At 62.9% G+C, this 24,889-nt stretch carries 20 protein-coding genes; 9 read left to right on the forward strand and 11 right to left on the reverse strand.

Translation table 11 applies throughout. The annotated features are described in order from the left end of the window. The 3 genes from HA46_RS11885 to HA46_RS11895 form a co-directional block, all read right to left on the reverse strand. Positions 1-691: isochorismatase family protein (locus HA46_RS11885; protein ID WP_084884437.1), on the reverse strand; the 691-nt coding region annotated here is incomplete at its 3' end. Positions 692-708: 17 nt separating this feature from the next. Next, positions 709-2,325, reverse strand: coding sequence for a (2,3-dihydroxybenzoyl)adenylate synthase (locus HA46_RS11890; protein WP_084884440.1), 1,617 nt, complete (start codon positions 2,323-2,325; stop codon positions 709-711). A gap of 10 nt (positions 2,326-2,335) precedes the next feature. Further along, positions 2,336-3,514: an isochorismate synthase gene (locus tag HA46_RS11895; protein ID WP_084884539.1), complete on the reverse strand. Its 1,179-nt coding sequence runs from the start codon at positions 3,512-3,514 to the stop codon at positions 2,336-2,338. Between the two features lie 176 nt (positions 3,515-3,690). Here HA46_RS11895 and fepB point away from each other — a divergent pair, with 176 nt between their 5' ends. Next, positions 3,691-4,656, forward strand: a complete 966-nt coding sequence (gene fepB / locus HA46_RS11900) for a Fe2+-enterobactin ABC transporter substrate-binding protein (protein ID WP_084884442.1) — start codon at positions 3,691-3,693, stop codon at positions 4,654-4,656. On the opposite strand, the gene entS is transcribed toward fepB, so the two are convergent. Further along, positions 4,651-5,901, reverse strand: coding sequence for an enterobactin transporter EntS (gene entS / locus HA46_RS11905; RefSeq protein ID WP_084884445.1), 1,251 nt, complete (start codon positions 5,899-5,901; stop codon positions 4,651-4,653). The genes fepB and entS overlap by 6 nt on opposite strands. Positions 5,902-6,045: 144 nt before the next feature. Between entS and fepD the strand changes: the two genes are divergently transcribed. Genes fepD through HA46_RS11920 form a run of 3 tightly spaced genes read left to right on the forward strand, consistent with a single transcriptional unit; the run spans position 6,046 to position 8,809 of the window. Continuing rightward, on the forward strand, positions 6,046-7,035 hold the full coding sequence (gene fepD / locus HA46_RS11910) for a Fe(3+)-siderophore ABC transporter permease (RefSeq protein WP_084884447.1): 990 nt from the start codon (positions 6,046-6,048) through the stop codon (positions 7,033-7,035). Then, a complete protein-coding gene (gene fepG, locus HA46_RS11915) occupies positions 7,032-8,012 on the forward strand; it encodes an iron-enterobactin ABC transporter permease (protein ID WP_033793329.1) in 981 nt (326 codons plus the stop codon). The genes fepD and fepG overlap by 4 nt, the downstream gene beginning before the upstream one ends. Further along, positions 8,009-8,809: an ATP-binding cassette domain-containing protein gene (locus HA46_RS11920; RefSeq protein WP_084884449.1), complete on the forward strand. Its 801-nt coding sequence runs from the start codon at positions 8,009-8,011 to the stop codon at positions 8,807-8,809. The genes fepG and HA46_RS11920 overlap by 4 nt, the downstream gene beginning before the upstream one ends. A gap of 168 nt (positions 8,810-8,977) precedes the next feature. Here HA46_RS11920 and HA46_RS11925 read toward each other — a convergent pair whose 3' ends face one another. Genes HA46_RS11925 through fes form a run of 3 tightly spaced genes read right to left on the reverse strand, consistent with a single transcriptional unit; the run spans position 8,978 to position 14,370 of the window. Further along, a complete protein-coding gene (locus HA46_RS11925) occupies positions 8,978-12,907 on the reverse strand; it encodes an enterobactin synthase subunit F (protein WP_084884451.1) in 3,930 nt (1,309 codons plus the stop codon). Further along, positions 12,900-13,118, reverse strand: a complete 219-nt coding sequence (locus HA46_RS11930; protein WP_084884453.1) for an MbtH family protein — start codon at positions 13,116-13,118, stop codon at positions 12,900-12,902. Before HA46_RS11930 ends, HA46_RS11925 begins: the two co-directional genes overlap by 8 nt. Positions 13,119-13,158: 40 nt before the next feature. Beyond that, positions 13,159-14,370, reverse strand: coding sequence for an enterochelin esterase (fes, locus tag HA46_RS11935; RefSeq protein WP_084884455.1), 1,212 nt, complete (start codon positions 14,368-14,370; stop codon positions 13,159-13,161). A gap of 276 nt (positions 14,371-14,646) precedes the next feature. On the opposite strand from fes, the gene HA46_RS11940 reads away from it, so the two are divergent. Continuing rightward, complete coding sequence (locus HA46_RS11940; protein WP_084884457.1) at positions 14,647-16,881, forward strand: TonB-dependent siderophore receptor; 2,235 nt, start codon at positions 14,647-14,649, stop codon at positions 16,879-16,881. Here HA46_RS11940 and pmrB read toward each other — a convergent pair whose 3' ends face one another. From pmrB to dacB, 3 genes are read right to left on the reverse strand one after another with little or no spacing between them, the layout of a single operon-like run. After that, the gene (gene pmrB / locus HA46_RS11945) at positions 16,882-17,940 is read right to left on the reverse strand and encodes a two-component system sensor histidine kinase PmrB (protein ID WP_084884459.1); all 1,059 of its coding nucleotides are present in this window, start codon (positions 17,938-17,940) and stop codon (positions 16,882-16,884) included. Beyond that, positions 17,937-18,599 (reverse strand): two-component system response regulator PmrA, encoded by a 663-nt coding sequence (pmrA, locus tag HA46_RS11950; RefSeq protein ID WP_084884462.1) that lies wholly within the window; start codon positions 18,597-18,599, stop codon positions 17,937-17,939. Before pmrA ends, pmrB begins: the two co-directional genes overlap by 4 nt. A gap of 3 nt (positions 18,600-18,602) precedes the next feature. Then, the gene (gene dacB / locus HA46_RS11955) at positions 18,603-20,036 is read right to left on the reverse strand and encodes a serine-type D-Ala-D-Ala carboxypeptidase (protein WP_033793339.1); all 1,434 of its coding nucleotides are present in this window, start codon (positions 20,034-20,036) and stop codon (positions 18,603-18,605) included. 250 nt (positions 20,037-20,286) lie between these two features. Here dacB and greA point away from each other — a divergent pair, with 250 nt between their 5' ends. Continuing rightward, positions 20,287-20,763: a transcription elongation factor GreA gene (gene greA / locus HA46_RS11965; protein WP_033749304.1), complete on the forward strand. Its 477-nt coding sequence runs from the start codon at positions 20,287-20,289 to the stop codon at positions 20,761-20,763. A gap of 121 nt (positions 20,764-20,884) precedes the next feature. Here the strand turns inward: greA and yhbY are convergent, their stop codons facing one another. Then, the gene (yhbY, locus tag HA46_RS11970; protein WP_033749305.1) at positions 20,885-21,178 is read right to left on the reverse strand and encodes a ribosome assembly RNA-binding protein YhbY; all 294 of its coding nucleotides are present in this window, start codon (positions 21,176-21,178) and stop codon (positions 20,885-20,887) included. A gap of 126 nt (positions 21,179-21,304) precedes the next feature. Between yhbY and rlmE the strand changes: the two genes are divergently transcribed. The 3 genes from rlmE (at position 21,305) to folP (ending at position 24,887) form a co-directional block, all read left to right on the forward strand. Then, positions 21,305-21,934 (forward strand): 23S rRNA (uridine(2552)-2'-O)-methyltransferase RlmE, encoded by a 630-nt coding sequence (rlmE, locus tag HA46_RS11975; protein ID WP_033749635.1) that lies wholly within the window; start codon positions 21,305-21,307, stop codon positions 21,932-21,934. A 112-nt stretch (positions 21,935-22,046) separates the two neighbouring features. Beyond that, positions 22,047-23,972, forward strand: a complete 1,926-nt coding sequence (gene ftsH / locus HA46_RS11980) for an ATP-dependent zinc metalloprotease FtsH (RefSeq protein WP_033749306.1) — start codon at positions 22,047-22,049, stop codon at positions 23,970-23,972. Positions 23,973-24,053: 81 nt separating this feature from the next. Next, a complete protein-coding gene (folP, locus tag HA46_RS11985) occupies positions 24,054-24,887 on the forward strand; it encodes a dihydropteroate synthase (RefSeq protein WP_084884464.1) in 834 nt (277 codons plus the stop codon). The last annotated feature ends 2 nt before the right edge of the window (positions 24,888-24,889 follow it).

Raw genomic sequence — 24,889 nt, forward strand, 5'->3', positions numbered from 1 at the left:
CCGGCACGTCGTCGTCTTCCAGCAGCGGCAGAACCAGCGCGCGCAGATCGTCCTTGCTCAGCGGCAGCGGCATCAAATCTGCGGTCATGACGACTTTACCGCTGCGTCCGGCGGTATAGGTCAGCGCCATCATATGTTCCTCGCGGCTAAAGTCCGCCAGCGCATCCGCCACCATAAAGGGCTGGATGTTGCGCATAAAGGCATCGGTCGCGGTGGTGAGACAGCCAATGTGGGCATACACGCCGGTAATGATCAGCTGATCGCGTCCCATCTCCTGCAGGATCGACTCCAGCGGCGAGCGGACAAAGGCGCTGTAGCGCCACTTGGTCAGCACCTGATCATCGGCGTCGGGCGCCAGCGCATCGACAATCTTCTGCTGCTCGGGGTGCTTGTTCAGGCCCGGCCCCCACATATCATTCAGCAGCGCGCGATCTTCATCGCTCTGCTGATTGGGCTGCGCGGTATAAAACACCGGGATGCCCTGCGACTTGCACCAGGCGCGCAGGCGGGCGATGTTCTCCACGACCTGATTGACCAGCGGGCTGTTTTCGCCCCAGAAGTTAAGGAAGTAGGCCTGCATATCATGAATCAGCAGGGCGGCGCGCTGCGGATCCAGCGTCCATTTCACCTTGTTGGCGGGCAGCTCGGCGGCAGCGGGCAGCGAATATGAGGTCAGTTTTGGAATAGCCATAAAATCTCCGGAACAGGTCAGGCTTGCGCTTGTTGATCGGCAAGCTGTTGGCGCAGGCGTTTCTTGTCTACTTTGCCGACGGGCGTCAGCGGCAGCGCATCCACGCAGGTAATACGGTCGGGCAGTTTATATTCGGCGACGCCCAGCTCGCGCAGATGGCGGCGCAGCGCCACCGGTTTGAGCGGCTGGCGCGCGACGATAAAGGCGCAGCTTTTTTCGCCCATCAGCTCGTCATGCATCGACACCAGCGCCGCATGGATCACATCCGCATGGCGCTGCAGCAGGTTTTCGATCTCCTCGGCAGCGATCTTTTCGCCGCCGCGGTTGATCTGATCTTTCTCGCGTCCCTGCACGGTGATGTAGCCCTGCGGGTTAATCTCGATCAGATCGCCCGAGCAGTAAAAACCCTCGGCGTCGAAACTGGCGGCGTTGTGCTCCGGGCTTTTGTAGTAGCCACGGAAGGTATAGGGGCCGCGCGTCATCAGGCGGCCGATGGCGCCGGCCGGCAGCGGAGCGCCGTTCTCGTCGGCTACCCAGACCTCATCGTCCGGCGAAATCGGACGGCCCTGGGTAGTGAGAATGGTCCGCTCGTCGTCGTCGAGCCGGGTGTAGTTCACCAGCCCTTCCGCCATGCCGAACACCTGCTGCAGCCGGCAGCCGATCTCGCTTTGAATGCGTGCCGCCAGCGTCTCGCCCAGCTTAGCGCCGCCGACCTGCATCCGCTGCAGCGACGCCAGCGCCTGGTTGCTGCCCCCTTCCTGGATCGCCTGCAGCCACAGGCTGACGGCGGGCGGCACCAGGCCGGTGTCGGTAACCTTGTGCTTTTCAATCAGCGGGAAACAGTGGGTCGCGCTGGGATCCTCGGCCAGAATCACCTGGCCGCCCGCGTAGAAGACGCCCAGCGCGCCGGGCGAACTCATCGCAAAGTTATGCGGCGCGGGCAGGGCGATCAGATAACGCGTGTCGGCGGTGACCGCGCAGATTTCGTCGCTGGCGCGGATGCTGTAGTAGTAGTCGTTATGGGTGCGCGGGATCAGCTTCGGCGTGCCGGTGCTGCCGCCGGAGAGCTGGAAAAAGGCGACTTCGTCGGCGGCGGTCGGCGTCGGCTGAAAATCGCCCGCGGCTTCAGCCATAAGCGCTTCCAGCGTATTTTCCGGCTGGCTGTCGTTGCGCAGGATCACCTGTCGCAGCGACGGCTGCGCGGCGCACAGCGCGTCGATAAAGCGGTCGTCGGCGAATAGCCCATGGCGGCGATCGGCGATCAGCAGCGCTGGTTCGATCTGCGCGGCGTAGGATTGCAGCTCGGTGCGCTGGTGGCTGAACAGCGCGTAGACCGAGGCGACGCCCAGCTTGAACAGGGCGAAAACGGTGACGTAAAAGTCGGCGACGTTGCCGAGCTGCACCAGCGCGGTGTCGCCGTTTTTCAATCCGCGGCGCCGTAGCGCGGCGGCGAGGTTGTCGCTGCGCTGCGCCAGCTGGCGGTAGCTCAGCCGCAGATCGCCTTCAATAACGGCGATGGCGTCGCTGTTTTCATGCCGCGCCAGGATATCGGTCATCGGCACATCCAGCCAGTAGCCTTTCTCGCGGTAGCGCGCCGCCAGATCGTCTGGCCAGCGATGGTAGGGGATCGACATGGTATTTCCTTTATTGCAGTCCAAAAGCGCGCAGCATGGTGTCGAGTTTGACACCTGTCTCGCGCCATTCTGATTCCGGTTGTGAATCGGCCACGATGCCCGCGCCGGCGAACAGGCGCACCCGCGCGCCGTGCACGGTGCCGCAGCGGATAGTCACGACCCATTCGCCGTTGCCCTGCTCGTCGCACCAGCCGACGATGCCGCCGAACAGACGGCGGTCAAACGGCTCCAGCGTCTGGATCAGCTGCTGCGCGCGCCCGTGCGGGAAGCCGCTCAGCGCCGGCGTCGGATGCAGCAGGCAGGCGAGCGACAGCGCGTTCTCCTGCTCGTCGAGCGCTTCGCCGTCGATCTGCGTCGCCAGATGCCACAGCGTGGCGGTGGTCAGCAGAGAAGGGGCGGCGGGCACCGAGAGCAGGCGGCTGCGCGGCTGCAGCACCTCGCGCATCGCGTCGGTCACCAGCTTGTGCTCGTGGCGATCCTTCGCTGATTGCATCAGGGCGTCGCCCGCGGCCCTGTCGCGCTGCGCGTCGGCGTCGCGTCGCGCGGAGCCGGCCAGCGGGCAGGAGCTGAAATCACGCCCCTCTTTACGCAGCATCAACTCCGGGCTGGCGCCCACCAGCGAACCGCCCTGCGGCAGCGGCAGGTGAAAGTGATAGCTGTTTGGGTTCTGCGCCACGATGCGCTGCATCAGCGCGGCGATGTCTACCGGCTGCTCCGTCACGATATCCATCAGGCGCGACAGCACGACTTTATCCAGCTCGCCGCGCTGCGTGGCGGCCACGGCCTCTGCCACCATGGCGGTAAAAACAGCGTGCTCCGGCACGGCGGCGCGGCGGCGCACCTGCGGCAGCGGCGCCTGAACGGCAGGCAGCGCAGCCTGAAGGTCGGCGCGGTTAAAGGTCTGATGCGATTCCGGAATAAACAGCGCGGCAGGCTGCGTAACGTCGAAGGGGATAGCGCCGACCAGGATCGGATGGGCGATGCCCTGTTTTTTTGCGGATGCGAAGTGGTGTCGCAGCTGCTGTTGAAAGTCGCCGCTCAGCGCGTCGCCATCGGTCGCCGGCGTGGCGATCGTGGTGTAGCAGCCTTGCGTAGCGATACTGCGCCACGGGGATGTGAAGACAAATCCCCGGCACAGCGCGGAGAAATCCTCGAGCAGGGGATTTCCAAACGTCAACGTTTCCACCATAATTTTCACCTATAAATGATAAGATAACTAATAATGATTATCATTTGTATTGTGGTTCTGTAACCTACGTTGATTAAGCTGGAGTGTCAATAAATTCGCGGCATTGAGCGCGCGATCTCAGCATGATTCACAGAGGGACAGGACGTCGTCTTACAGTAAAAGGTGGACTGAATCTTATGTTTAAGCGGATTTTTACCCTGGTGGCCGCGCTGGCTTTCATTACCGTGCTGGCTCACCCGGAGGCGCGGGCGGAAGGCGGCTGGCCGCGCACGCTGCAAAGCGTCGGCGGCAGCGTCACGCTGGATAAAGCGCCTCAGCGCATCGTCTCTACCAGCGTCACCCTGACCGGCTCGCTGCTGGCGATCGACGCGCCGGTCATCGCCAGCGGGGCGACCGCGCCGGGCAGCCGTCTGGCGGACGAGCAGGGCTTTTTCCGTCAGTGGAGCGACGTCGCGAAGCGTAAAAATCTCAAGCGTCTCTATATCGGGGAACCGAGCGCCGAAGCGGTGGCCGCCGAAGCGCCGGATCTGATTATCGTCAGCGCCACCGGCAACGACTCCGCGCTCAAGCTGGCGGATCAGTTCTCGGCTATCGCGCCGACGCTGGTGGTGAACTATGACGATAAAAGCTGGCAGCAGCTGGTGACGCTGCTCGGCGAAGCGACCGGCCGCGAGGCGGAGGCGGCGGCGCGCGTAAAAGCGTTCGATGCGCAGGAGGCGGCGCTGAAGCAAAAAATCACGCTGCCGCCGCAGCCCGTTTCCGCCATGGTGTTTAACGGCGGCGGCCGCGCGGTGAACCTGTGGACCCGCGAATCAGCGCAGGGCAAGCTGCTGGAGCAGCTCGGTTTTACGCTCGCCGTGCCGCCTGCAAATCTGCAGCAGACGCACAGCATGGGCCAGCGCAAAGATATTATTCAGCTCTCCGGGGAGAACGTCGCCAGCGGCCTGAACGGCAACACCTTTCTGCTGTTCGCCGCAGAGAAGCAAGGGGCGAAACAGCTGATGCAGAACCCGTTCCTGGCGCAAACCGCGGCGGTGAAGCAGCAGCAGGTTTACGCGTTGGGCGCCAACACCTTCCGCCTTGACTACTACAGCGCCAGCCATCTGCTGGCGCGTCTGGAGCAGCTGTTCGTTAAATCATGACGCCTCTTCCGCCAGCGTCGGAGCTGGCGGTTGATAGCGCCGCAGCTTCGCCATCAGCATCCACATCACTCCTCCCAGCAGCGCCGCGCCGAAACCGAACAGCGCGGCAGCCTGCTGCGGCAGCAACCATGACCCCAGCGCGCCGATCGTCGCCGCGCCGATCGCATCGCCGGTGACGTTCTGCGCCGTCCACAGGCTGTTGATGCGGCCCAACAGCGCATCGGGCGTCAGCGACTGGATCAGCTGGTACTGCACCAGGCTGTTGACGGCGCTGAAGTAGCCGAACGCCGCCAGGCAGGCGAGCCCAAGGGCGAACTGCGGCATCAGGCTGAAGGCGCCAAGCGCGAGGAAAGCGGCGACGGCGCTGGCTAAGATCACGTTGCCAGGCTGCGGCGTCTGCGCCAGCCGTCCGCTGGTCAGCGCCCCCAGCGCCGCGCCGAGCGGCACGGCGGCGTACATCAGGCCCAGCTCATCGAGGCTGACCTGCCAGTGCGGCGCCAGCGCCGGATAGAGCACGCGCACCGCGCTCGCCAGCGTCACCAGCGCGCCGATCAGCGCCGCCATGCCGACCAGCGGCGCGGCGAACAGGAACTGCACGCCGCTGGCGAGCGCCCGCAGCGGATGTTCGCGCGGCTGCGGCGGCGGCGGCATCACGGGCAGCCGCAGCAGGGTCAGCACGGTGAGCAGCGTACCCAGGGCAGCGAGGCCGTAGTTCCACGCCGCGCCGCCGTGCGCCAGTATCAGACCGCCGACGGCAGGCGAGAGAATGGCGCCGAAGCGCACCGTCAGCATGGTAATGGCGCCCGCCTGCATCAGGTTTTCGCGTCCCACCAGCGCCGGCGTCGCCGCCAGCAGCGCCGTGACGCCGATTGCGCCGAAGAAGCCGTCCCACAGGCCGAGCAAAAAAACCGCGCTGACCGACGGGGACGGCAGCGAGGCATTAACGGCCAGCGCCACGAAGCCGAGGCCGCAGGTGGATCGCGCAATCAGGATCAGTCGCTTGCGCTCATAGCGATCCGCCAGCACGCCGCCGGCCAGCAGTCCGACGAACATGCCCGCGCCCGCCAGCGTAACCGCCAGCCCGACCAGCGCGGGCGAGCGGGTCAGCTGCTGGATCTGCACCGGCACGGCGACGGCCAGCATGCCGAGCGCGAGGATAGAGATAAAACGGGCGATAAAGACGGCGCGAAAAGCGGGATGCGTCTTCAACAGGCTGAGATCGATGAGATGGGAGGGTTTGTTCATTGCTTCGCCTTTTGCTGCGGTTTTCCTCGCTATGGTCGAGGCGAATCATGGTAACATACAAAAATACGAGTAATAACGATAACAAGTATCATTATCAAATTGACGCGTTCGCTGCGTCAGTGAACAGTGAAGGTTCGGAACGTTATGCGCCAACTCACCGCCATAGCCGCCTCGGGGATGCTGCTGTTGCTCCTGCTCGCGCTCAGCCTGATGCTCGGCGCCAAATCGATCGCCATTCATGATGTTTCCCTTGCCCTGACCACCCACTGCGGCAGCGCCGACTGCGTTATCGTGCGCGAAGCGCGCCTGCCGCGCACGCTTGCCGGTTTGCTGGCGGGCTGCGCGCTCGGGCTGGCGGGCGCGCTGATGCAGAGCCTGACGCGCAATCCGCTTGCCGATCCCGGGATTCTCGGCGTCAACGCTGGCGCAGGTTTCGCCGTGGTGCTGGGCATTGCCCTGTTCGGCGCGGATTCGCCGGCTGACTGGCTCGGCTTCGCCTTTGTCGGCGCGCTGCTGGCGTCGCTGCTGGTGGCGCTGACCGGCGCGCTCGGCGGCGGCCGCGTCAATCCGGTGCGCCTGACCCTGGCGGGCGTGGCACTCGGCGCGGTGCTGGAAGGGCTGACCTCCGGTCTTTCTCTCCTCAACCCCGATATTTACGATCATCTGCGTTTCTGGCACAGCGGCTCGCTGGATATTCGCAGCTTTGCCGTGCTGCGTGCCACCTGGCCAGCGGTGGCGGTCGGCGCGCTGATCGCGCTGCTGCTGGCGCGCGCGCTCAATACCCTGAGCATGGGCGGCGATCTGGCGACGGCGCTCGGCACGCGCGTGGCGCGTACTCAGCTGCTGGGGCTGCTGGCTATCGCCCTGTTGAGCGGCGCCGCCACGGCCGCCGTCGGCCCTGTCGCCTTTATCGGGCTGATGACGCCGCATCTGGCCCGCTGGCTGTGGGGCAACGATCACCGCTGGATGCTGCCTGGCACGCTGCTGACCACCCCCTGTCTGCTGTTGGCCGCCGATATTCTGGGCCGCCTGATGGTGCCGGGCGAGCTGCGCGTCTCGGTGGTCACCGCGCTGCTCGGCGCGCCGATGCTGATCGTGCTGGTGCGCCGCAAGCTGGGGAGGGGGCAGGTATGAGTCGGGCGATGATGCACGCCATCTGGCTGCTGGCGGCCTGCGCGCTGCTGGCCTTTTTCGGCGTGACGCGCGGCGCGCTGCCGATTACGGGCGCGCAACTCTGGCAGCTGGTTACCGGCGAGGCGGCGCGCAACGTTCAGCTGATCGTGCTGGAGTGGCGACTGCCGCGCGTGGCGATGGCGCTGCTGCTCGGCGCGGCGCTCGGGGTGAGCGGCGCGATTTTTCAGTCGCTGCTGCGCAACCCGCTCGGCAGCCCCGATATTCTCGGCTTCAATACCGGCGCCTATAGCGGCGTGCTGGTGGCGCTGGTGCTGTTTCAGCAAAACAGCGAGGCGATGACGCTGGCGGCGCTGCTGGGCGGCGTGCTGACCGCTGGCGTGGTTTATCTGTTCGCCTGGCGCAACGGCGTAGAGACCTTCCGGCTGATTATCGTCGGCATCAGCGTGCGTGCGTTGCTGATGGCGCTCAACGGCTGGCTGATTATCAGCGCCTCGCTGGAGGCGGCGCTCAGCGCCGGGCTGTGGAGCGCCGGATCGCTTAACGGCATCACCTGGGCGAAAACCGCGCCGGCGGTCGCCGTGCTGGCGGCGGCGCTGCTGCTGACCGCGCTGCTGGCGCGGCGTATGCGCCTGCTGGAGATGGGCGACGATACCGCCTGCGCGCTGGGCGTGCCGGTGGAGCGCAGCCGGCTGTGGCTGATGCTGCTCGGCGTGGTGCTGACCGCCGCCTCGACCGCGCTGGCCGGTCCCATTTCGTTCGTCGCCCTGCTGGCGCCGCAGATCGCCCGTCGCCTGTGCGGCGGCATCAAGGGCGCGCTGCCGCTGGCGGCGCTGTGCGGCGCGCTGCTGCTGCTGGCGGCGGACTATGCGGCGCAGCATCTTTTCCTGCCGTATCAGCTGCCGGTCGGCGTGATTACCGTCAGCCTTGGCGGGCTTTATTTGATTGCACTACTGATCAGGGAGGCGCGACGCCAATGACAGAGAAGATTGCGCGCCTGCAGGGCGAGGCGCTGACGCTGGGCTACGAGAAGAAGATTGTGGCGGAGGGACTGTCGGTCACCATTCCGGATGGCGAACTGACGGTCATTATCGGCCCCAACGCCTGCGGCAAATCAACGCTGCTGCGCGCGCTGAGCCGCCTGGCGCCGCCGCTGAAGGGGCAGGTGCTGCTCGACGGCGAGGCGATTTCGCGCCTCTCCACCAAAGAGGTGGCGCGGCGTCTCGGGCTGCTGCCGCAGAGTTCGCAGGCGCCCTCCGGCATCAGCGTCAGCGAACTGGTGGCGCGCGGGCGCTATCCGCATCAGCCGCTGTTCGGCCGCTGGCGCGACGAGGATGAGGCGGCGGTGCAGCAGGCGATGCGGGCCACCGGCGTGGCGGATATCGCCGCGCAGCCGGTGGATCAGCTTTCCGGCGGCCAGCGTCAGCGCGTCTGGATCGCCATGGTGCTGGCGCAGCAGACGCCGCTGCTGCTGCTGGACGAACCCACCACCTGGCTCGATATCACCCATCAGATCGAACTGCTGGAGCTGATGCAGGATCTCAATCAGCAGCATGGCCGCACGCTGGTGGTGGTGCTGCACGATCTGAATCAGGCGTGCCGCTACGCTACGCATCTCATCGCGATGCGCAACGGCCAGGTTGTCGCCGAGGGCAGGCCGTCGGAGATCGTGACGCCGGCGTTGATCGAGGCGGTCTACGGGCTGCGCTGCGTTATCGTTGAGGATCCGGTAGCGCATACGCCGATGATTGTGCCGCTGGGACGCGGGCGCAACTGAGGCGCTAGCTAAAACCCGCACTGAATAGGGATGGTTTAGGAGAGAGGTGCCAAAGCGGATGGTATGGCCCGATCGCAAAGTCCATGGCATCCCTGCTCGCTCGGCCCGCGACATCCTTGTCGCGGGACGCTTTGCTCTCCGGGCCATACCATCCGCTTTTCGAGCTAATCAGCTGCCTTTAGAAAACACCATCAGCAACTGCTGCAATTGCGGCCCGATCTGCTCGAACATGCGCGGCGAGATAATCTCGACGTGGGCGCATGCCAGCGGCCGCACCTCCAGCTCGCCGACATAAGGCGCCCAGGCGCGACGCGCATCCTGACCCGGCTGCTGCGTCTCGGTGGCGAGGAACAGCGTGACGCGACCGCTGAAGCGCGCGCTGCGCGCCGTCGCCAGCAGCCGCACCGAGCTGGCGTAGTTGGCCTCGATCGCGTCGAACATCGCCTCCAGGCCTTCGCCTGCCTGCTGACGCTGCGCGGCGACAAACTGATCGCGCTCGCGGTTAACCTCTTCCAGCACCGCCGGATCGAGCTGGTTCTCGCCGCGCTTCTCGTCCCAGTTTTGCGTCTCTGGCGGCCAGGTGTCGAGCAGGCCGAGGAACGCCACCTCTTCGCCGAGCGCTTCAAGCCGCGCGGCGATACCCTGCGCCAGCGTGCCGCCCAGCGAATAGCCGAGGAAATAGTAAGGGCCCTGCGGCTGCTGCCGCCGCAGCGTGGCGAGATGCGCGTCGCACACCTCATCCAGATGCGCCGCCTGATTCAGCGGGGCGCTGGCGTCAGGCGACTGAATGCCGACGATAGACCAGCGCGCATCGAGATAGCGCTGCAGAATGCTGAACTGCCACGCGAAGCCCGACGCCGGGTGGAAGCAGAACAGCGTCGGCCCGCTGCCCAGGCGCAGCGGCAGCACCGGCTCGAAACCGGCGTTTTGCGCTGTCTGCGCATCGCTCAGCAGGGCCGCCAGCTTCTCAACCGTCGAGGCGACCATAATCTGGCCGACGGAAACCGGCAGCTTCAGCGCGCGCCGCAGCTGCGCGGCCAGCCGCATCGCCAGCAGCGAATGGCCCCCCAGCGCAAAGAAGTCCTCCTGCGCGCCGATCGCGTCGCGCTCCAGCAGCGCGGCGAACGCCTCTGCCAGCTGCGTCTCCAGCCCCGGCAGCGGCGCGCGGCCGGCGTCGCCCGCGCGGCTTTGCGGCAGCGGCAGGGCCTTGCGATCCAGCTTGCCGTTGCTGCTGAGTGGCAGCGCCTCCAGCGCGACGATCGCCACCGGCACCATATGCGCCGGCAGCTGCTGCGCCAGCGCGGCGCGCATCGCCTCGCCATCAACCGAGCGGTCTGCCACCACATAACCCACCAGCTGGCGCGCGTCGCCCTGCTGCGCGTCGGCGTTGCCCAGCACCACCGCGTGCGTGACCGCCTGCTGCACGCCGGGCAGCGCCGCCAGCGCATGGTCGATTTCGTTCAGCTCGATACGCTGGCCGCGGATCTTCAGCTGGTCGTCGCTGCGGCCCAGATATTCCACCGCGCCGTTCGCCAGCCAGCGCGCCACGTCGCCGGTGCGATACATGCGCGTGCCGTCGCCAAAGGGGTCGGCGACGAAACGGCTGGCGGTGAGGTCGGGACGATCGAGATAGCCGTGCGCCAGCTGCACGCCGGTAAGATAGAGATCGCCCGCGACGCCTGGCGGAACCGGCTGCAGGCGCGCGTCGAGGATGCGCAGGCCGGTGTTCCAGACCGGGAAGCCGATCGGCACGCTGGCGCCCTCCACCGCCGCCAGCTCCGGACCGAAGGCGGGGTAGTAGCTGACGTCTACCGCCGCTTCGGTGGGGCCGTAAAGATTATGCAGCGGCGTCTGAGTCAGGGCTTCCCACTGACGCGACAGATCGGCCGGTAGCGCTTCGCCGCTGCAGAAGACGCGGCGCAGGCTGGCGCAGCGTCCCACTGCATCCTCGTCCTGCAGCGAGGCGACGAAGGCCGCCAGCATCGAAGGAACAAAGTGGGTGGTGGTGACGCGATAGCGTGCGAAGAGCTGCTGCAGCGCGTCGGGATCGCGGTGCGCGTCCGGCGGCGCCATTACCAGCTGCGCGCCCGTCAGCAGCGGCCAGAAAAATTCCCAGACTGAAACGTCGAAGCTGCTGGGCGTTTTTTGCAGCACGACATCTGTGGCATCGAGCGGATAGCTCGCCTGCATCCACAGCAGACGGTTGACGATCGCCTCATGGCCGACCAGCACGCCTTTTGGCCGGCCGGTCGAGCCGGAGGTATAAATAAGATAGGCGCCGTCCTGCTGGCGCGGCGGCTGCGCATGCGCGGGCGCCGCGACGTCGGGCTGCAGCGCGTCATAGAAGAGCGGAGCAACCGGCGACAGGGCGGCGAAGCGCGCCGCCAGCACGCGGCTGACGATCAGCGTCTTCGGCGCGGCGTCCTCCAGCATCATCTGCAGGCGGTCGTCGGGATAGCCGGTATCCAGCGGCAGGTAAGTTGCGCCGACGCTGACGATCGCCTGCAGCGCCAGCGACAGAAAGACCGTGCGCGGCAGCGCCACGGCAACGATATCGCCGCGCCGCACGCCGCTGGCGATCAGCTGCTGCCCCAGCGCCTCGACCTGCCGCCGCATCTCGCGGTAGCTGAGCCGGTGGCAATCGTCCGCCAGCGCGGGCGCGTCCGGGGTACGCAGCGCCTGCGCCTGCAGCAGGCTGTCGAGCGTGGCCGCCGGCAGCGCCGTCGCGGTCTGGTTGATGTTCTCCAGCTGCTGATGTTCCGCCTCGGTCAGCAGATCCAGCTCGCCGCAGGGGCGATCCGGCTGCGCCGCCAGCTGACGTAGCAGCAGATCGAAACGGCTGGCGTGCTGCGTCAGCGTCGTTTCCTGATAGCGTTCCGCATTAGCCAGCAGCTCTAGCGTCAGCTCGCCCTGTTCGCTGAGGTAGATCGCAATCTCCAGGTCGCGCACCGGCCCGGAGGCGAGCTGATGCGTTATGCCTTCCACTCCGTTGAAGTCGAGCTGATAGTCGAACATCTTCAGGTTGATCACCGGGCCGTAGAGCGGATCGCCGTCGCCGAGCCGTCCGGCGTCGCGCTGCACCTGCTCGGCGTCGAAGCGCTGATGACGACGCATCTTTTTCACTTCCGCGGCCAGCTGGCGCGCCAGCGCGCCGAGCGGCTGGGCGGGATCGTAATGCACCGCCATCGGCAGCACGTTAATCACCGGTCCGGTGGCGCAGAGCGCCGCCGAGCCGATGCGCCGCATAAAGATAAAGCCGGCGGCGAAATCGTTCTGGCCGCTCAGGCGCGCCAGCCACAGCGCCACCAGCGCAAAGGCGGCGTCGGCCGCGCTGACGGCCATCTGCTCTGCCAGCCTCTGGAAGCGCGCGCTATCCAGTGAGAAAGTGTGGCGCAGCAGCGCGGTACTGGCGCTCTGTCCGGCCAACGGCAGCGGGGAGAGAGAGGCGGGCGGCGGCAGCTGCGCGCTCTTTTCGCGCCAGAAGTCGCGATCCCGCTGCCAGTTGGGCGACGCCTGATAGCGTTGATACTCCTCAACTACCTCGCTGAAGGGGGTAAAAGGCGTCGGTTCCGGCGTTTCGTTGCGCATCCACGCGGTATAGAGGTTGGCGATGCGGCGCGTCAGGGCGGTAAAGCTAAAGCCATCCACCACCAGGTGATGATAGCGCTGATACCAGAACCAGCGCCGTTCTCCCAGCCGCATCAGCTGGTGATGCCACAGCGGCGCGCCGCTCAGCACGCGCAGATCGCCAGCCATATCGACGCGCATCAGATGGCGCGCGGCGGCGTCTGGATCGGCGTGCTGACGCAGGTCGACGATGTCAGGCAGGGTAAACGTCTGCGGCGACAGCCACTGCACCGCCTCCCCCTCAAGCTCGCCGAACGCCATGTTCAGCGTATCCGCCTCCTGCATGCCGGCGACGATCGCCTTGCTCAGCAGCGCGCTGTCCAGCTCGCCGCGCAGCTCGACAAAGTGCGCGACCGCATAGGCGTTAGTCTGCCGCGACAGCTGGTCGGCCATCCAGATGCCGGGCTGCGCCGCCACCAGCGGCAGGATTTTCTGGTCGGTATGGCATGGGTTCATCAGCGTCTCAGACATGGTCACTCCGGTTCGCGCTCGGGTGGACCGGGCGAATATCGCGCCAGTTCGCGTTTAGCCAGCTCAGGCATTCCACCTGCGGCTGCGGGCCGAAGAGGCAGCGCCAGCCAGCGGGCAGGGCGCGAAAGGCGGGCCAGAGGCTGTACTGCTGGCGATCGTTGATCAGCACGAGACAATCCTGCTGCGGATCGTCAAAGGGATTAGGTTGCATATCGGTCTCCTGCCCGCAACAGTCGGGCTAGCCAGGCGATTTAAAGAAGATGTTGCCACATTGCTTTCAGTCCATTGAGCAGCCCGCCGCGCCAGCACAGCGCGTCGTGGCCCCCGTCGACCGGATGAAAAACGACCTGATGCCCTGCGGCTGACAGGTCCTGTTGAAGCTGCTGGTTTGCTTTGAATATCAGCTGTTCGCGGCGTCCCGCTTCCAGATAGATGCGCGACGACGCGAGACGGTATTCGCCCTGCTGCAGCTGCTGGATCAGCCTGCCGTTGGGCTGGCCGCGTTCCGGCCACCAGAACGAACCGGAGAGGCTGATGGCGCCGCCGAAATGGTGCGGCCAGTTAAGCACGGCGTAGACGGATGACAGCCCGCCGAAGCTCTGTCCGCTCACCAGCGTCTCGGCGGCGCTGGCGCGATGCGGCGCCCAGCCCTGCAGCTGCGGCAGCAGCTCTTCCTGCAGGGCCAGCCAGAAGTCGGGATTGCAGGGCAGTTCGCGGCTGCGGTGTTCGCGGTCGATGATATCGATCATGACGTAGACCGCCGGCGGTAGTTCGCCGGCGTCGGTGAGCTGCTGCAGCGGCCAGGCGATCGGCATGCTGTTGGCCCAGAACTGGCCATCCAGCAGCAGCGCCAGCGGACGTTCGGTCGGCTGCGCCTCGCCGGTGGCGTAAATCCATACCGAACGGCGATTGCCGAGGCGCGCGCTGTGCCAGATATGGTGCTGAAGCGGCAGCGTGGGCGCGCGACCGCTGTCGACCGCCTGCCAGACGCGCTGATCGGGCGCGTCCGGCAGATGCAGCGGCGAGACATGCATGCCGCGCCCGCCCGTCCAGCCGCGCTGCGGATTGAGCGCATCCGCCTGCGCGGTGGGAAATTTTTCGCGCCACCAGGCGCGCAGGGTCGTCATATCCGGTTCGCCCTCAAAGTCGGCGGGATCGCCGTCGGGCATCAGGCAGTAGCTGCCGCGCCAGCTGGCGGGCAGCTGCGTGCGCCAGAACCAGACGTCGGTGCCAGGGATGCGGCTGAGCGAGCGGGGCGCGGCGCGCTGATGATGATCGGTGACGCCGGTGATATTGATCCAGACGCGACGGGTAGAGGAGGTGGCTTCGCTTCCCTGCGGATCGCGCCAGAAAAAGGTGACGCCGCATTCGCCGCGCTCGGCGGGTTCGATTAAGGGGAGACCCTGCTGCTGTAATGTTCGCCACCAGGATTCACTGCCGGTTTCGTTGGTTAACCACGTCATAGAGAGCTTATTTACTGGGCCAGGCGCACCTGTAGGTACGCGGATGTTATGAAGAATACTATTGATAATTATTTGCATTTGCAATAGGGTGTTTCCCGCTCCGATATCAAGGAGCGCGCGCGTTCCGCCAGCCTCATCAGCCTGTATTGTCAGACGGATGTTCCGCAAAGGAGAGCCTGGGCGCGGCTGGAATGCTTGCTCGCAAGGAAAGACTCTTTTACCGGCGCGCCCGCAGGAGACGGTGAGGTTTCCGCAGGCAATCCAGGAATATAAAAAATGCCTACATTATCCCGTTTGTCATTAGCCATTCTCATTGAACTCGGCCTGGCCGCGACCAGCGCGCAGGCTGCCGACACCAGCACCGCTTCAACTGCCGACGTCGGCGATACCCTGGTGGTCAGCGCGGCGCAGCAGAACCTGCAGGCGCCGGGCGTCTCCACCATCAGCGCCGACGAGATTAAAAAGCGTCCGCCTGCGCGCGACGTATCGGAGATTATCCGCACCATGCCGGGCGTCAATCTGACCGGCAACTCCACCAGCGGCCAGCGCGGCAACAATCGCCAGATCGATATTCGCGGCATGGGGCCGGAGAATACCCTGATCCTGGTGGACGGCATGCCGGTCTCCAGCCGCAACTCGGTGCGTCTCGGCTGGCGCGGCGAACGCGATACGCGCGGCGACACCAACTGGGTGCCGCCGGAGATGATCGAACGTATCGAGGTGATCCGCGGCCCGGCAGCGGTGCGCTACGGCAACGGCGCGGCGGGCGGGGTGGTGAATATCATTACCAAAAAGTATGACGACAAGCAGTGGCACGGATCCTGGAACGCCTATTACAACGTGCCGGAGCATAAAGACGAGGGCGCGACGCGCCGCACCAACTTCAGCCTGGAGGGGCCGCTGGGCGACGACGTCAGCTTCCGACTCTACGGCAATCTGGCGAAAACCCAGGCGGATGCGTACGACATCAACGAAGGGCATGCGGCGGACCGCACCGGCACCTACGCCGGAAGCTATCCGGGCGGGCGCGAAGGGGTGGTCAATAAAGATATCAACGCGCTGCTGCGCTGGGCGTTCGCGCCGATGCAGGCGCTGGAGTTTCAGGCGGGCTACAGCCGTCAGGGCAACCTCTATGCTGGCGACACCCAGAACACCAACACCAGCGCGCTGGTGAAAAGCCTGTACGGCAAAGAGACCAACCGCCTCTACCGTCAGAACTTTGCGGTGAAGTGGACCGGCGCCTGGGATAACGGCATCAGCACCAACAGCTACGCGCGCTATGAAAATACCCGCAACTCGCGCATCAACGAAGGGCTGGCGGGCGGCACCGAAGGCATCTTCTCCAACAGCGGCTTCAACACCATCGAGCTGGACGACGTGCTGCTGCACAGCGAAGTCAGCGTGCCGTTCGAGATGCTGGTGAATCAGACCGCCACCCTCGGCGTCGAGTGGAACCAGCAGCGAATGAAAGATCCTTCTTCGACCACGCAGGCCGCCTCTAACGGCGCGGTGCCGGGCATCGCCAGCAGCGGACGCAGCCCCTATTCGCAGGCGGAAATTTTTTCGCTGTTCGCCGAAGACAATATGGAGCTGACCGACAGCACCATGCTGACGCCGAGCCTGCGCTTCGATCACCACTCTATCGTCGGCGATAACTGGAGCCCGTCGCTTAACCTTTCCCAGGGCTTAGGGGATGACTTCACCCTGAAGATGGGCATCGGCCGCGCCTATAAAGCGCCGAGCCTTTATCAGACCAACCCGAACTACCTGCTCTACAGCAACGGCCAGGGCTGCGCGGCCAGCACCGGCGCCTGCTATCTGCAGGGCAACAGAGACCTGAAAGCGGAAAACAGCATCAATAAAGAGATTGGCCTGGAGTGGAAGCATGAAGGCTATCAGGCGGGTCTGACCTGGTTCCGCAACGACTATCGCAACAAGATCGAAGCGGGCTATGGGCCGTCAGGCAAAGCCTCGAACGGCACCACCGACATTTATAAGTGGGAGAACGTGCCGAAAGCGGTGGTGGAAGGGCTGGAGGGCTCGGTGAATATTCCCGTGACCGACAGCATCGCGTGGAATAACAACTTCACTTATATGTTGCAGAGCAAGAATAAAGAGACCGGCGATCGCCTGTCGATTATTCCCGACTATACGCTCAACTCCACGCTGAGCTGGCAGGCGACGCAGGATTTGTCTCTGCAAACCACCCTGACCTGGTACGGCAAGCAGGTGCCGAAGAAGTATGACTACAAAGGCAATGCCGTTACCGGCAGCGCGACCGATGAGGTGAGTCCTTACTCAGTGGTCGGTCTGAGCGGCACTTATGACGTTAATAAATACGCCAGCGTGACGCTCGGCATCGACAACCTGTTCGATAAACGCCACTACCGCCAGGGCAACGCCCAGACCACCGGCAACGCCAACACCAACTCTTATCTGTATGGCGCGGGCGCGAATACCTACAATGAGTCCGGGCGCACCTGGTACGTCAGCCTGAATACGCGATTCTAATCAGTTAAGCCGTAACGGCAGCACGCAGCGGGCAATCAGCCCGCTGCGATCGCTGCGATTAATCAGCTTTAGCTCGCCGTAGTGCATCTGCAAAATGCGCAGCACGATATTCAGCCCGAGGCCGCTGCCGCCGTAGCGCTGATCGCGACGGCGAAACGCTTTAGTCAGCTCTTCCGCCGCGTCGGGATCGATGCCCGGCCCCTCATCAATCACGCTGAGGACGATCTGGCTGTCGCTCTCTTCGAGCGTAATTTCAATCTGGCCCCCCGTCGGGCTATAGCGCGAAGCGTTCTCCAGCAGATTGCGCAGCAGCAGACGCAGCAGCACCGGTTCGCCCTGGCCTGGCGCCACCGCTTTGTCTGGCCAGATAAGCTGCTGCTGGCGCTGTTCAACCAGTTCGCGCATCTCCGGCTGCAGCGGCTGCAAAATGTCCGCCTGCCAGTGAATAGCCTGCGCATGCCCGCTGGCCAGCGCCTGGCTGGCGCGCGCCAGCATCAGCAGCTGCTCGACGGTATGCATCAGCTGATCGATACGCGCCACCAGCATTTCGCTGTGCGGCACGCCCTGCTGCTGCAACAGCTCAAGATGCAGGCGCAGCCCGGCGAGCGGGGTGCGCAGCTCATGCGCGGCGTCCGCCGTGAAAAGCCGCTCCTGCTGCAGCGTGTGATCGAGGCGCGCCAGCAGCTGGTTAATCGCGCCGGTTACCGCCACCACCTCTTCCATATCGGACTGAATGGCGAGCGGCGTAAGGTTGTCGGCGGAGCGCTGCGCCAGGCTGGTCTGCAGCGCGCGCAGCGGACGCACGATCCAGCTAATCGCCCAGAACGAAAGCACCAGCGTCAGGCCGACCATGACGACAGAGGGCAGCAGCAGCGAGGCGATCGCTTCGCGGATCTCATTTTCGACGCGATCGTTGCGCGCCTTAGCGGAAAGGGTTTCGTTGACGAGAAAGCTGATCTGCTCGCGGCTCTCGTGCCACAGCCAGAAGGCGCTCATGATCTGACAGGTAAGCAGAATCAGCGCCAGCATAATCAGCAAGCGCTGACGCATGCTGTTCATTCGCGGTTCTCCAGCCGGTAGCCGACGCCGCGCACGGTTTTAATGCGATCTTTGCCCAGCTTGCGGCGCAGATTATGGATATGCACCTCCAGCGTGTTAGAGCCGGTATCGTCCTGCCAGCTGTAGAGATCCTGCTGCAGCGTTTCGCGATGCACATTCTGGCCGATGCGCATCAGCAGACGCGTCAGCAGCGCGAACTCTTTGGGCGTGACGTCGAGCGGCTGATTCTCCAGCAGCACCTGCTGCGATGAGAGGTTCAGCGTGAGATCGCCCTGGCGCAGCAGGTTGTCGCTGTGGCCCTGATAGCGGCGGATCAGGGCGCGCACGCGCGCCTGCAGCTCCGCCAGCGCCAGCGGCTTGATCAGATAGTCGTCGGCGCCGGCGTCGAGCCCCTCCACGCGATCGCTGAGCGCGTCGCGCGCGGTCAGGATCAGCACCGGCAGATCGACGCCCGCTCGCCGCCACTGTCGCAGCAGATCGCCGCCGTCGCGATCCGGCAGGCCGAGATCCAGCACGATCAGGCTGTACTGCGCGCTGTGCAGCAGCGCGTCCGCCTCGGAAGCGCTGGAGGCGCAGTCAACGGCATAACCCTGGCTGCTCAGCGCCTGGCTCAGACCGCCCTGCAGCAGGACGTCGTCCTCAACGATCAATATTTTCATGCGTTAGTTGTTCTGATAGATATCCCGATAGAGGCGGCTCTCGAAGCGCACCAGCGGAATGCGCCGCGTGCGCTGATCCTGCGGCGGTACCGCATAGCCCGACAGGTACTGCACAAAGGCGACGCGCGCGCCGCTGGCGGTGGTAATAAAGCCAGCCAGATTATAGACGCCCTGCAGCGAGCCGGTTTTCGCCGACACTTTGCCGTCCACGCCCGCTTCGTGCAGGCCGCCGCGATACTGCAGCGTGCCGTCGTGGCCCGCCAGCGGCAGCATGGAGATGTAGTCCAGCGTCGCGTCGTTTTTCGCAATGTACTGCAATACCTGCATCATGGTGTCCGGCGCGATCAAATCGTGGCGCGACAGCCCCGATCCATCCACCTGAATGCTGTTGCCTAAATCAATGTTGGCTTTCTCACGCAGAATACGGCGGATAGCGTCCGATCCGGCGCGGAAGGTGCCGGGCACGTTGAAATAGTGATGGCCGATGGTGCGGAACACCGTGTCGGCAATCATGTTGTCCGACTTTTTCAGCATAGTACGCAACAGCGAATGCAGCGGCGCGGACTGGGTCGACGCCAGCACGGTGCCAGGCGGCGTGACCTGCGTCTGACGTACCAGGTGACCGCTGTAGTCGATATCGGCCTGACGCAGTTCCTGCTTCAGGATCTCTCCGGCCCAGGCGGCGTCGTCCTGTACGGCGAACGCCAGCGGCAGCGGCTCAGCGCGCTGGCGCATGCAGCCGGTCAGCGTATAGCGGTTGAGCTCGCCCGGCACCACGTCCAGCTCGCAATACTGCGCTTCGCCGCTGTTGCGGCCGAGGGTGCGTACCTGGCTGAACATATGGGCAGGGTAGTAAGAGGCGATGCGCACGAAGGCGGTTTCGCCCGGCGTGCTGGCGCTGTAGAGCGAAACGGAGAAGCAGTTTTTGTCTACGATAGCCGCGCCCGGCGGCGCGCTGAAGCACTGTGTCAGATCGTTCCACGGCCAGCCCGGCGCCATGTCATGGCTGGCGAACACCGACGTGTCGATCACCAGGTTGCCTTTGATATGGGTGACGCCCTGCTTTTTCAGCGCGGCGACCATATTGCGCAGATCCTGACGGCCCAGCGTCGGATCGCCGGCAAAGCGCGCGACCAGATCGCCGTTTAGCGTGCCGTCGCTGATGGCGCCTTTGGTTTCCAGCGTGGTCTGGAAGCGATAGTCGCCGCCCAGCTCCAGCAGCGCCGCCAGCGCGGTAATCACCTTCATGGTGCTGGCGGGCAACGCCATCTGTTTGCCGTGATAATCGATTATTGGGGTGCTGGCGCCGATTTTCTGCACCATCAGCGCCAGATTGGCGCCATCCGGCAAATACTGCATGTATTCATCTACGGGCGCTGCTTGTGCCTGCAGCATAAACGCACAGGTTAGTCCGGTAACAAGTCGTGAAAATCGCATAATCTCGCGGTAACTGGCAGGTGAAGCCGTCAATACTACGTCCCGCAGCGGTGGAAAGTAAACGATGACCCGCAGGGAACTCTGGGTTAAAATACGTATCAAAATGCAAAACCACATTCTGGCCTGGAACCTTTTCCGGGTCAGGATTCTTTTATTTGCAAAACGAGGGTCAGGCCCTGCAGAACCGGTTTTTCTGTGGACACTGGTCAGGATGACGCCGTTAAAACAGGAAAGAGAGCGAGGAGCTTAAATGAATCAGATTCCGATGACGTTAAGGGGCGCCGAAAAGCTGCGCGAAGAGCTGAACGAGCTGAAAACCGTTAAACGCCCGCGCATCATCGCCTCAATCGCTGAAGCGCGTGAGCACGGCGATCTGAAAGAGAACGCGGAGTATCACGCCGCGCGCGAAGAGCAGGGGTTTTGCGAAGGCCGTATTCAGGAGATCGAAGCCAAGCTTTCTAATGCGCAGGTTATCGACGTCACCACCATTCCAAACAATGGCCGCGTGATCTTCGGCGCGACCGTAACCGTGCTCAACACCGATACCGACGAAGAGTCGACCTATCGCATCGTGGGCGACGACGAAGCGGACTTTAAGCAAAATCTGATTTCGGTCAACTCGCCGATGGCGCGTGGTCTGGTAGGAAAAGAGGTGGACGATGTGACCATCATCAAAACCCCGGGCGGCGATGTTGAGTATGAAATTCTTAAAGTGGAATACCTTTAAGAGAGAGCTACGCTTTGAAAAGCGTCGAAGCATTATGTAAAGAATGGAAAAGGCCGCGATGCGGCCTTTTAACCCATGCGGGAGCATGGCACTTTCTCTGGCCGGTTGACCGGCAACGCCTTTAGCGCGGCAGAGAAATCTTGCTCTCTTTAGACGGGCGATACAGCACCAGCGTTTTGCCGATTACCTGCACGTTGCCGGCTTTGGTCTCACGCACGATAGCCTCAACGATCAGCTGTTTGGTTTCACGGTCTTCCGAGGCAATTTTCACCTTGATCAGTTCGTGATGTTCCAGCGCGGATTCGATTTCGGCCAGCACGCCTTCGGTCAGGCCGTTGCCGCCGATCATGACCACGGGTTTCAGTGGATGGGCGAGGCCTTTCAGGTGCTGTTTTTGTTTGGTACTTAGATTCATCGTATTTTTTGCTTACTCAGGGATTGAAAACGGTTCATTCTACCGCCATCTCGGGGTTATCACCAAATCAACGCAACCCATTGCGTGCAGGTTTATCGCTGCGATGACGATTTAGTTGAGAAAATTATGACGGGTAAAAAGCGTTCGGCCAGCTCCAGCCGCTGGTTACAGGAACACTTTAGCGATAAATATGTGCTTCAGGCACAGAAAAAGGGGTTGCGTTCGCGCGCCTGGTTTAAACTTGATGAAATACAACAGGGTGACAAGCTTTTCAAACCCGGTATGACCGTGGTAGATCTGGGTGCGGCACCCGGCGGCTGGTCGCAGTACGTGGTCCAGCAGATCGGCTCTTCGGGACGCGTTATCGCCTGCGATATTCTGCCGATGGATCCTATCGTCGGCGTCGATTTCCTTCAGGGCGATTTTCGTGAAGAATCGGTGATCAAGGCGCTGCTCGATCGCGTAGGCGATCAAAAAGTGCAGGTGGTCATGTCGGATATGGCGCCCAACATGAGCGGGACGCCGGCAGTCGATATTCCCCGGTCGATGTATTTGGTTGAACTGGCGCTCGAAATGTGTCGGGATATCCTGGCACCGGGCGGCAGTTTTGTAGTGAAAGTGTTTCAGGGAGATGGCTTCGATGAATACCTGCGGGAAATTCGCTCCCTGTTTACGAAAGTGAAAATTCGTAAGCCGGACGCTTCGCGATCTCGTTCGCGCGAAGTGTACATTGTGGCGACAGGGCGCAAACTATAGCCCAATTGATGAAGTTGCAGCCCACCAGCCGCGATTCCATGTATGAAGGATATATAGTACCCTACGCTGTCTGTTAACACCGTTGTAATATGAGGTTAATCCCTTGAGTGACATGGCGAAAAACCTGATTCTCTGGTTAGTCATCGCGGTCGTGCTGATGTCAGTATTCCAGAGCTTTGGGCCCAGCGAGTCGAATGGCCGTAGGGTTGATTATTCAACCTTCCTGTCGGAAGTGAACCAGGATCAGGTCCGCGAGGCACGTATTAACGGGCGTGAGATTAACGTAATCAAGAAAGACAGTAATAAATACACGACCTACATTCCTGTCAATGATCCCAAGTTACTCGATAACCTGTTGACCAAAAACGTCAAAGTGGTTGGCGAACCGCCGGAAGAACCGAGCCTGCTGGCTTCGATCTTTATTTCCTGGTTCCCGATGCTGCTGCTGATTGGCGTGTGGATCTTCTTTATGCGTCAGATGCAGGGCGGCGGCGGCAAAGGCGCGATGTCCTTTGGCAAAAGCAAAGCCCGTATGCTGACGGAAGATCAGATCAAAACCACTTTCGCCGACGTGGCAGGCTGCGACGAAGCGAAAGAGGAAGTGGGTGAACTGGTCGAGTATCTGCGCGAACCGAGCCGCTTCCAGAAGCTGGGCGGTAAAATCCCTAAAGGCGTGCTGATGGTGGGCCCGCCGGGTACCGGTAAAACCCTGCTGGCGAAAGCTATCGCAGGCGAAGCGAAAGTACCGTTCTTTACTATTTCCGGTTCCGACTTCGTGGAAATGTTCGTCGGCGTCGGCGCATCTCGCGTGCGCGACATGTTCGAACAGGCCAAGAAAGCCGCACCTTGCATCATCTTTATTGATGAGATCGACGCCGTCGGTCGTCAGCGCGGCGCAGGTTTAGGCGGCGGTCACGATGAACGTGAACAGACTCTGAACCAGATGCTGGTTGAGATGGACGGCTTTGAAGGCAACGAAGGCATTATCGTTATCGCCGCGACTAACCGTCCAGACGTTCTCGACCCGGCGCTGCTGCGTCCAGGCCGCTTTGACCGTCAGGTCGTCGTGGGTCTGCCGGACGTGCGCGGTCGCGAACAGATTCTGAAAGTGCATATGCGCCGCGTGCCGCTGGCGACCGATATCGACGCAGGCATCATCGCGCGCGGTACGCCGGGCTTCTCCGGTGCGGATCTCGCGAACCTGGTGAACGAAGCGGCGCTGTTTGCCGCGCGCGGCAACAAGCGCGTGGTATCGATGGTTGAATTCGAGAAAGCGAAAGACAAAATCATGATGGGTGCGGAACGTCGCTCCATGGTGATGACGGAAGCGCAGAAAGAATCCACCGCGTACCACGAAGCGGGCCACGCGATTATCGGCCGTCTGGTGCCGGAACACGATCCGGTGCATAAGGTAACGATTATTCCGCGCGGACGTGCGCTCGGCGTGACCTTCTTCCTGCCTGAAGGCGACGCCATCAGCGCCAGCCGTCAGAAGCTGGAAAGCCAGATCTCTACCCTGTACGGCGGCCGCCTGGCTGAAGAGATTATTTACGGTGCGGAACACGTTTCCACCGGTGCCTCTAACGACATCAAAGTGGCCACTAACCTGGCGCGCAACATGGTGACGCAGTGGGGCTTCTCGGAAAAACTGGGTCCGTTACTCTATGCGGAAGAAGAGGGCGAAGTCTTCCTCGGCCGTTCCGTGGCGAAAGCGAAACATATGTCTGACGAAACCGCGCGCATTATCGACCAGGAAGTTAAACACCTGATCGACAGCAACTACCAGCGCGCGCGCCGTATTCTGAGCGAGAATATGGACATCCTTCACGCGATGAAAGACGCGCTGATGAAGTATGAAACCATCGATGCGCCGCAGATCGACGACCTGATGGCGCGCCGCGAAGTGCGTCCGCCAGCAGGCTGGGAAGATCCGGGCAGCAACTCCGACAGCAATGGCACGCCGAAGGCGCCGCGTCCGGTCGATGAGCCGCGCACGCCGAATCCTGGCAATACCATGTCAGAGCAGTTCGACAAATAACAGGGTTTCACCCTTGCAAAAACCCCGGCTGGTCCGGGGTTTTTTACATCCGTAATCAGGTAATCAGAGGAGATTTTCCCCATGAAGTTGTACGCCCGTGATACCCATCTGGATTTATCGTTTCCCCATGTGATGGGCATTTTGAATGTCACGCCGGACTCCTTCTCCGATGGTGGAAAACATCACACGTTGGTCGAGGCGCTGACGCACACCAATGAAATGGTTAACGCGGGCGCCACCATTATCGACGTGGGCGGCGAGTCGACCCGTCCGGGGGCGGATGAGGTCAGCGTCGACGAAGAGCTGGCGCGCGTCATTCCGGTGGTAGAGGCGATTGCGCAGCGTTTCGAGGTGTGGATTTCGGTTGATACGTCAAAAGCCGAGGTTATCCGCGAAGCGGCGCGAGCGGGCGCTCACATCATTAACGACATTCGCTCTCTCTCCGAACCGGGCGCGCTGGAAGCGGCGGCGGCGGCTAATTTGCCGGTTTGCCTGATGCATATGCAGGGCGAGCCGCGCACTATGCAGCAGGCACCTGAGTATCGCGATGTTGTAAGCGAAGTGGATGCTTACTTCGCGGATCAAATCGCGCGCTGCGAAGCGGGGGGTATCAAAAAAGAACATCTGCTGCTCGACCCTGGCTTCGGTTTCGGTAAGAATCTCAACCACAACTATGAGCTGCTGGCCCACCTTAGCCATTTTCACCATTTCGGGCTGCCCCTGCTGGTGGGCATGTCGCGCAAGTCTATGATTGGTCAGCTGTTGAACGTCGGGCCGTCGCAGCGCCTGACGGGTAGCCTGACCTGCGCAGTGATTGCCGCGATGCAGGGCGCGCAGATCATTCGCGTACATGACGTTAAAGAGACGGTCGAGGCGATGCGCGTTGTCGAAGCGACACGGAGAGCAAAAGGATAATT

The organism is Pantoea septica (genome assembly GCF_002095575.1).
In the GTDB taxonomy this organism is placed as follows: Bacteria; Pseudomonadota; Gammaproteobacteria; order Enterobacterales; family Enterobacteriaceae; genus Pantoea; species Pantoea septica.

Excerpts from the sequence above, each read along its gene's own strand:
- pmrB (WP_084884459.1), bottom strand. The coding sequence starts at position 17,940 with ATGAACAGCATGCGTCAGCGCTTGCTGATTATGCTGGCGCTGATTCTG.
- fepB (WP_084884442.1), top strand. The coding sequence starts at position 3,691 with ATGTTTAAGCGGATTTTTACCCTGGTGGCCGCGCTGGCTTTCATTACC.
- HA46_RS11895 (WP_084884539.1), bottom strand. The coding sequence starts at position 3,514 with ATGGTGGAAACGTTGACGTTTGGAAATCCCCTGCTCGAGGATTTCTCC.
- HA46_RS11940 (WP_084884457.1), top strand. The coding sequence starts at position 14,647 with ATGCCTACATTATCCCGTTTGTCATTAGCCATTCTCATTGAACTCGGC.
- fepD (WP_084884447.1), top strand. The coding sequence starts at position 6,046 with ATGCGCCAACTCACCGCCATAGCCGCCTCGGGGATGCTGCTGTTGCTC.
- HA46_RS11925 (WP_084884451.1), bottom strand. The coding sequence starts at position 12,907 with ATGTCTGAGACGCTGATGAACCCATGCCATACCGACCAGAAAATCCTG.
- yhbY (WP_033749305.1), bottom strand. The coding sequence starts at position 21,178 with ATGAATCTAAGTACCAAACAAAAACAGCACCTGAAAGGCCTCGCCCAT.
- ftsH (WP_033749306.1), top strand. The coding sequence starts at position 22,047 with ATGGCGAAAAACCTGATTCTCTGGTTAGTCATCGCGGTCGTGCTGATG.
- fepG (WP_033793329.1), top strand. The coding sequence starts at position 7,032 with ATGAGTCGGGCGATGATGCACGCCATCTGGCTGCTGGCGGCCTGCGCG.
- entS (WP_084884445.1), bottom strand. The coding sequence starts at position 5,901 with ATGAACAAACCCTCCCATCTCATCGATCTCAGCCTGTTGAAGACGCAT.
- dacB (WP_033793339.1), bottom strand. The coding sequence starts at position 20,036 with ATGCGATTTTCACGACTTGTTACCGGACTAACCTGTGCGTTTATGCTG.
- HA46_RS11890 (WP_084884440.1), bottom strand. The coding sequence starts at position 2,325 with ATGTCGATCCCCTACCATCGCTGGCCAGACGATCTGGCGGCGCGCTAC.
- folP (WP_084884464.1), top strand. The coding sequence starts at position 24,054 with ATGAAGTTGTACGCCCGTGATACCCATCTGGATTTATCGTTTCCCCAT.
- pmrA (WP_084884462.1), bottom strand. The coding sequence starts at position 18,599 with ATGAAAATATTGATCGTTGAGGACGACGTCCTGCTGCAGGGCGGTCTG.
- fes (WP_084884455.1), bottom strand. The coding sequence starts at position 14,370 with ATGACGTGGTTAACCAACGAAACCGGCAGTGAATCCTGGTGGCGAACA.
- HA46_RS11920 (WP_084884449.1), top strand. The coding sequence starts at position 8,009 with ATGACAGAGAAGATTGCGCGCCTGCAGGGCGAGGCGCTGACGCTGGGC.
- greA (WP_033749304.1), top strand. The coding sequence starts at position 20,287 with ATGAATCAGATTCCGATGACGTTAAGGGGCGCCGAAAAGCTGCGCGAA.
- rlmE (WP_033749635.1), top strand. The coding sequence starts at position 21,305 with ATGACGGGTAAAAAGCGTTCGGCCAGCTCCAGCCGCTGGTTACAGGAA.
- HA46_RS11930 (WP_084884453.1), bottom strand. The coding sequence starts at position 13,118 with ATGCAACCTAATCCCTTTGACGATCCGCAGCAGGATTGTCTCGTGCTG.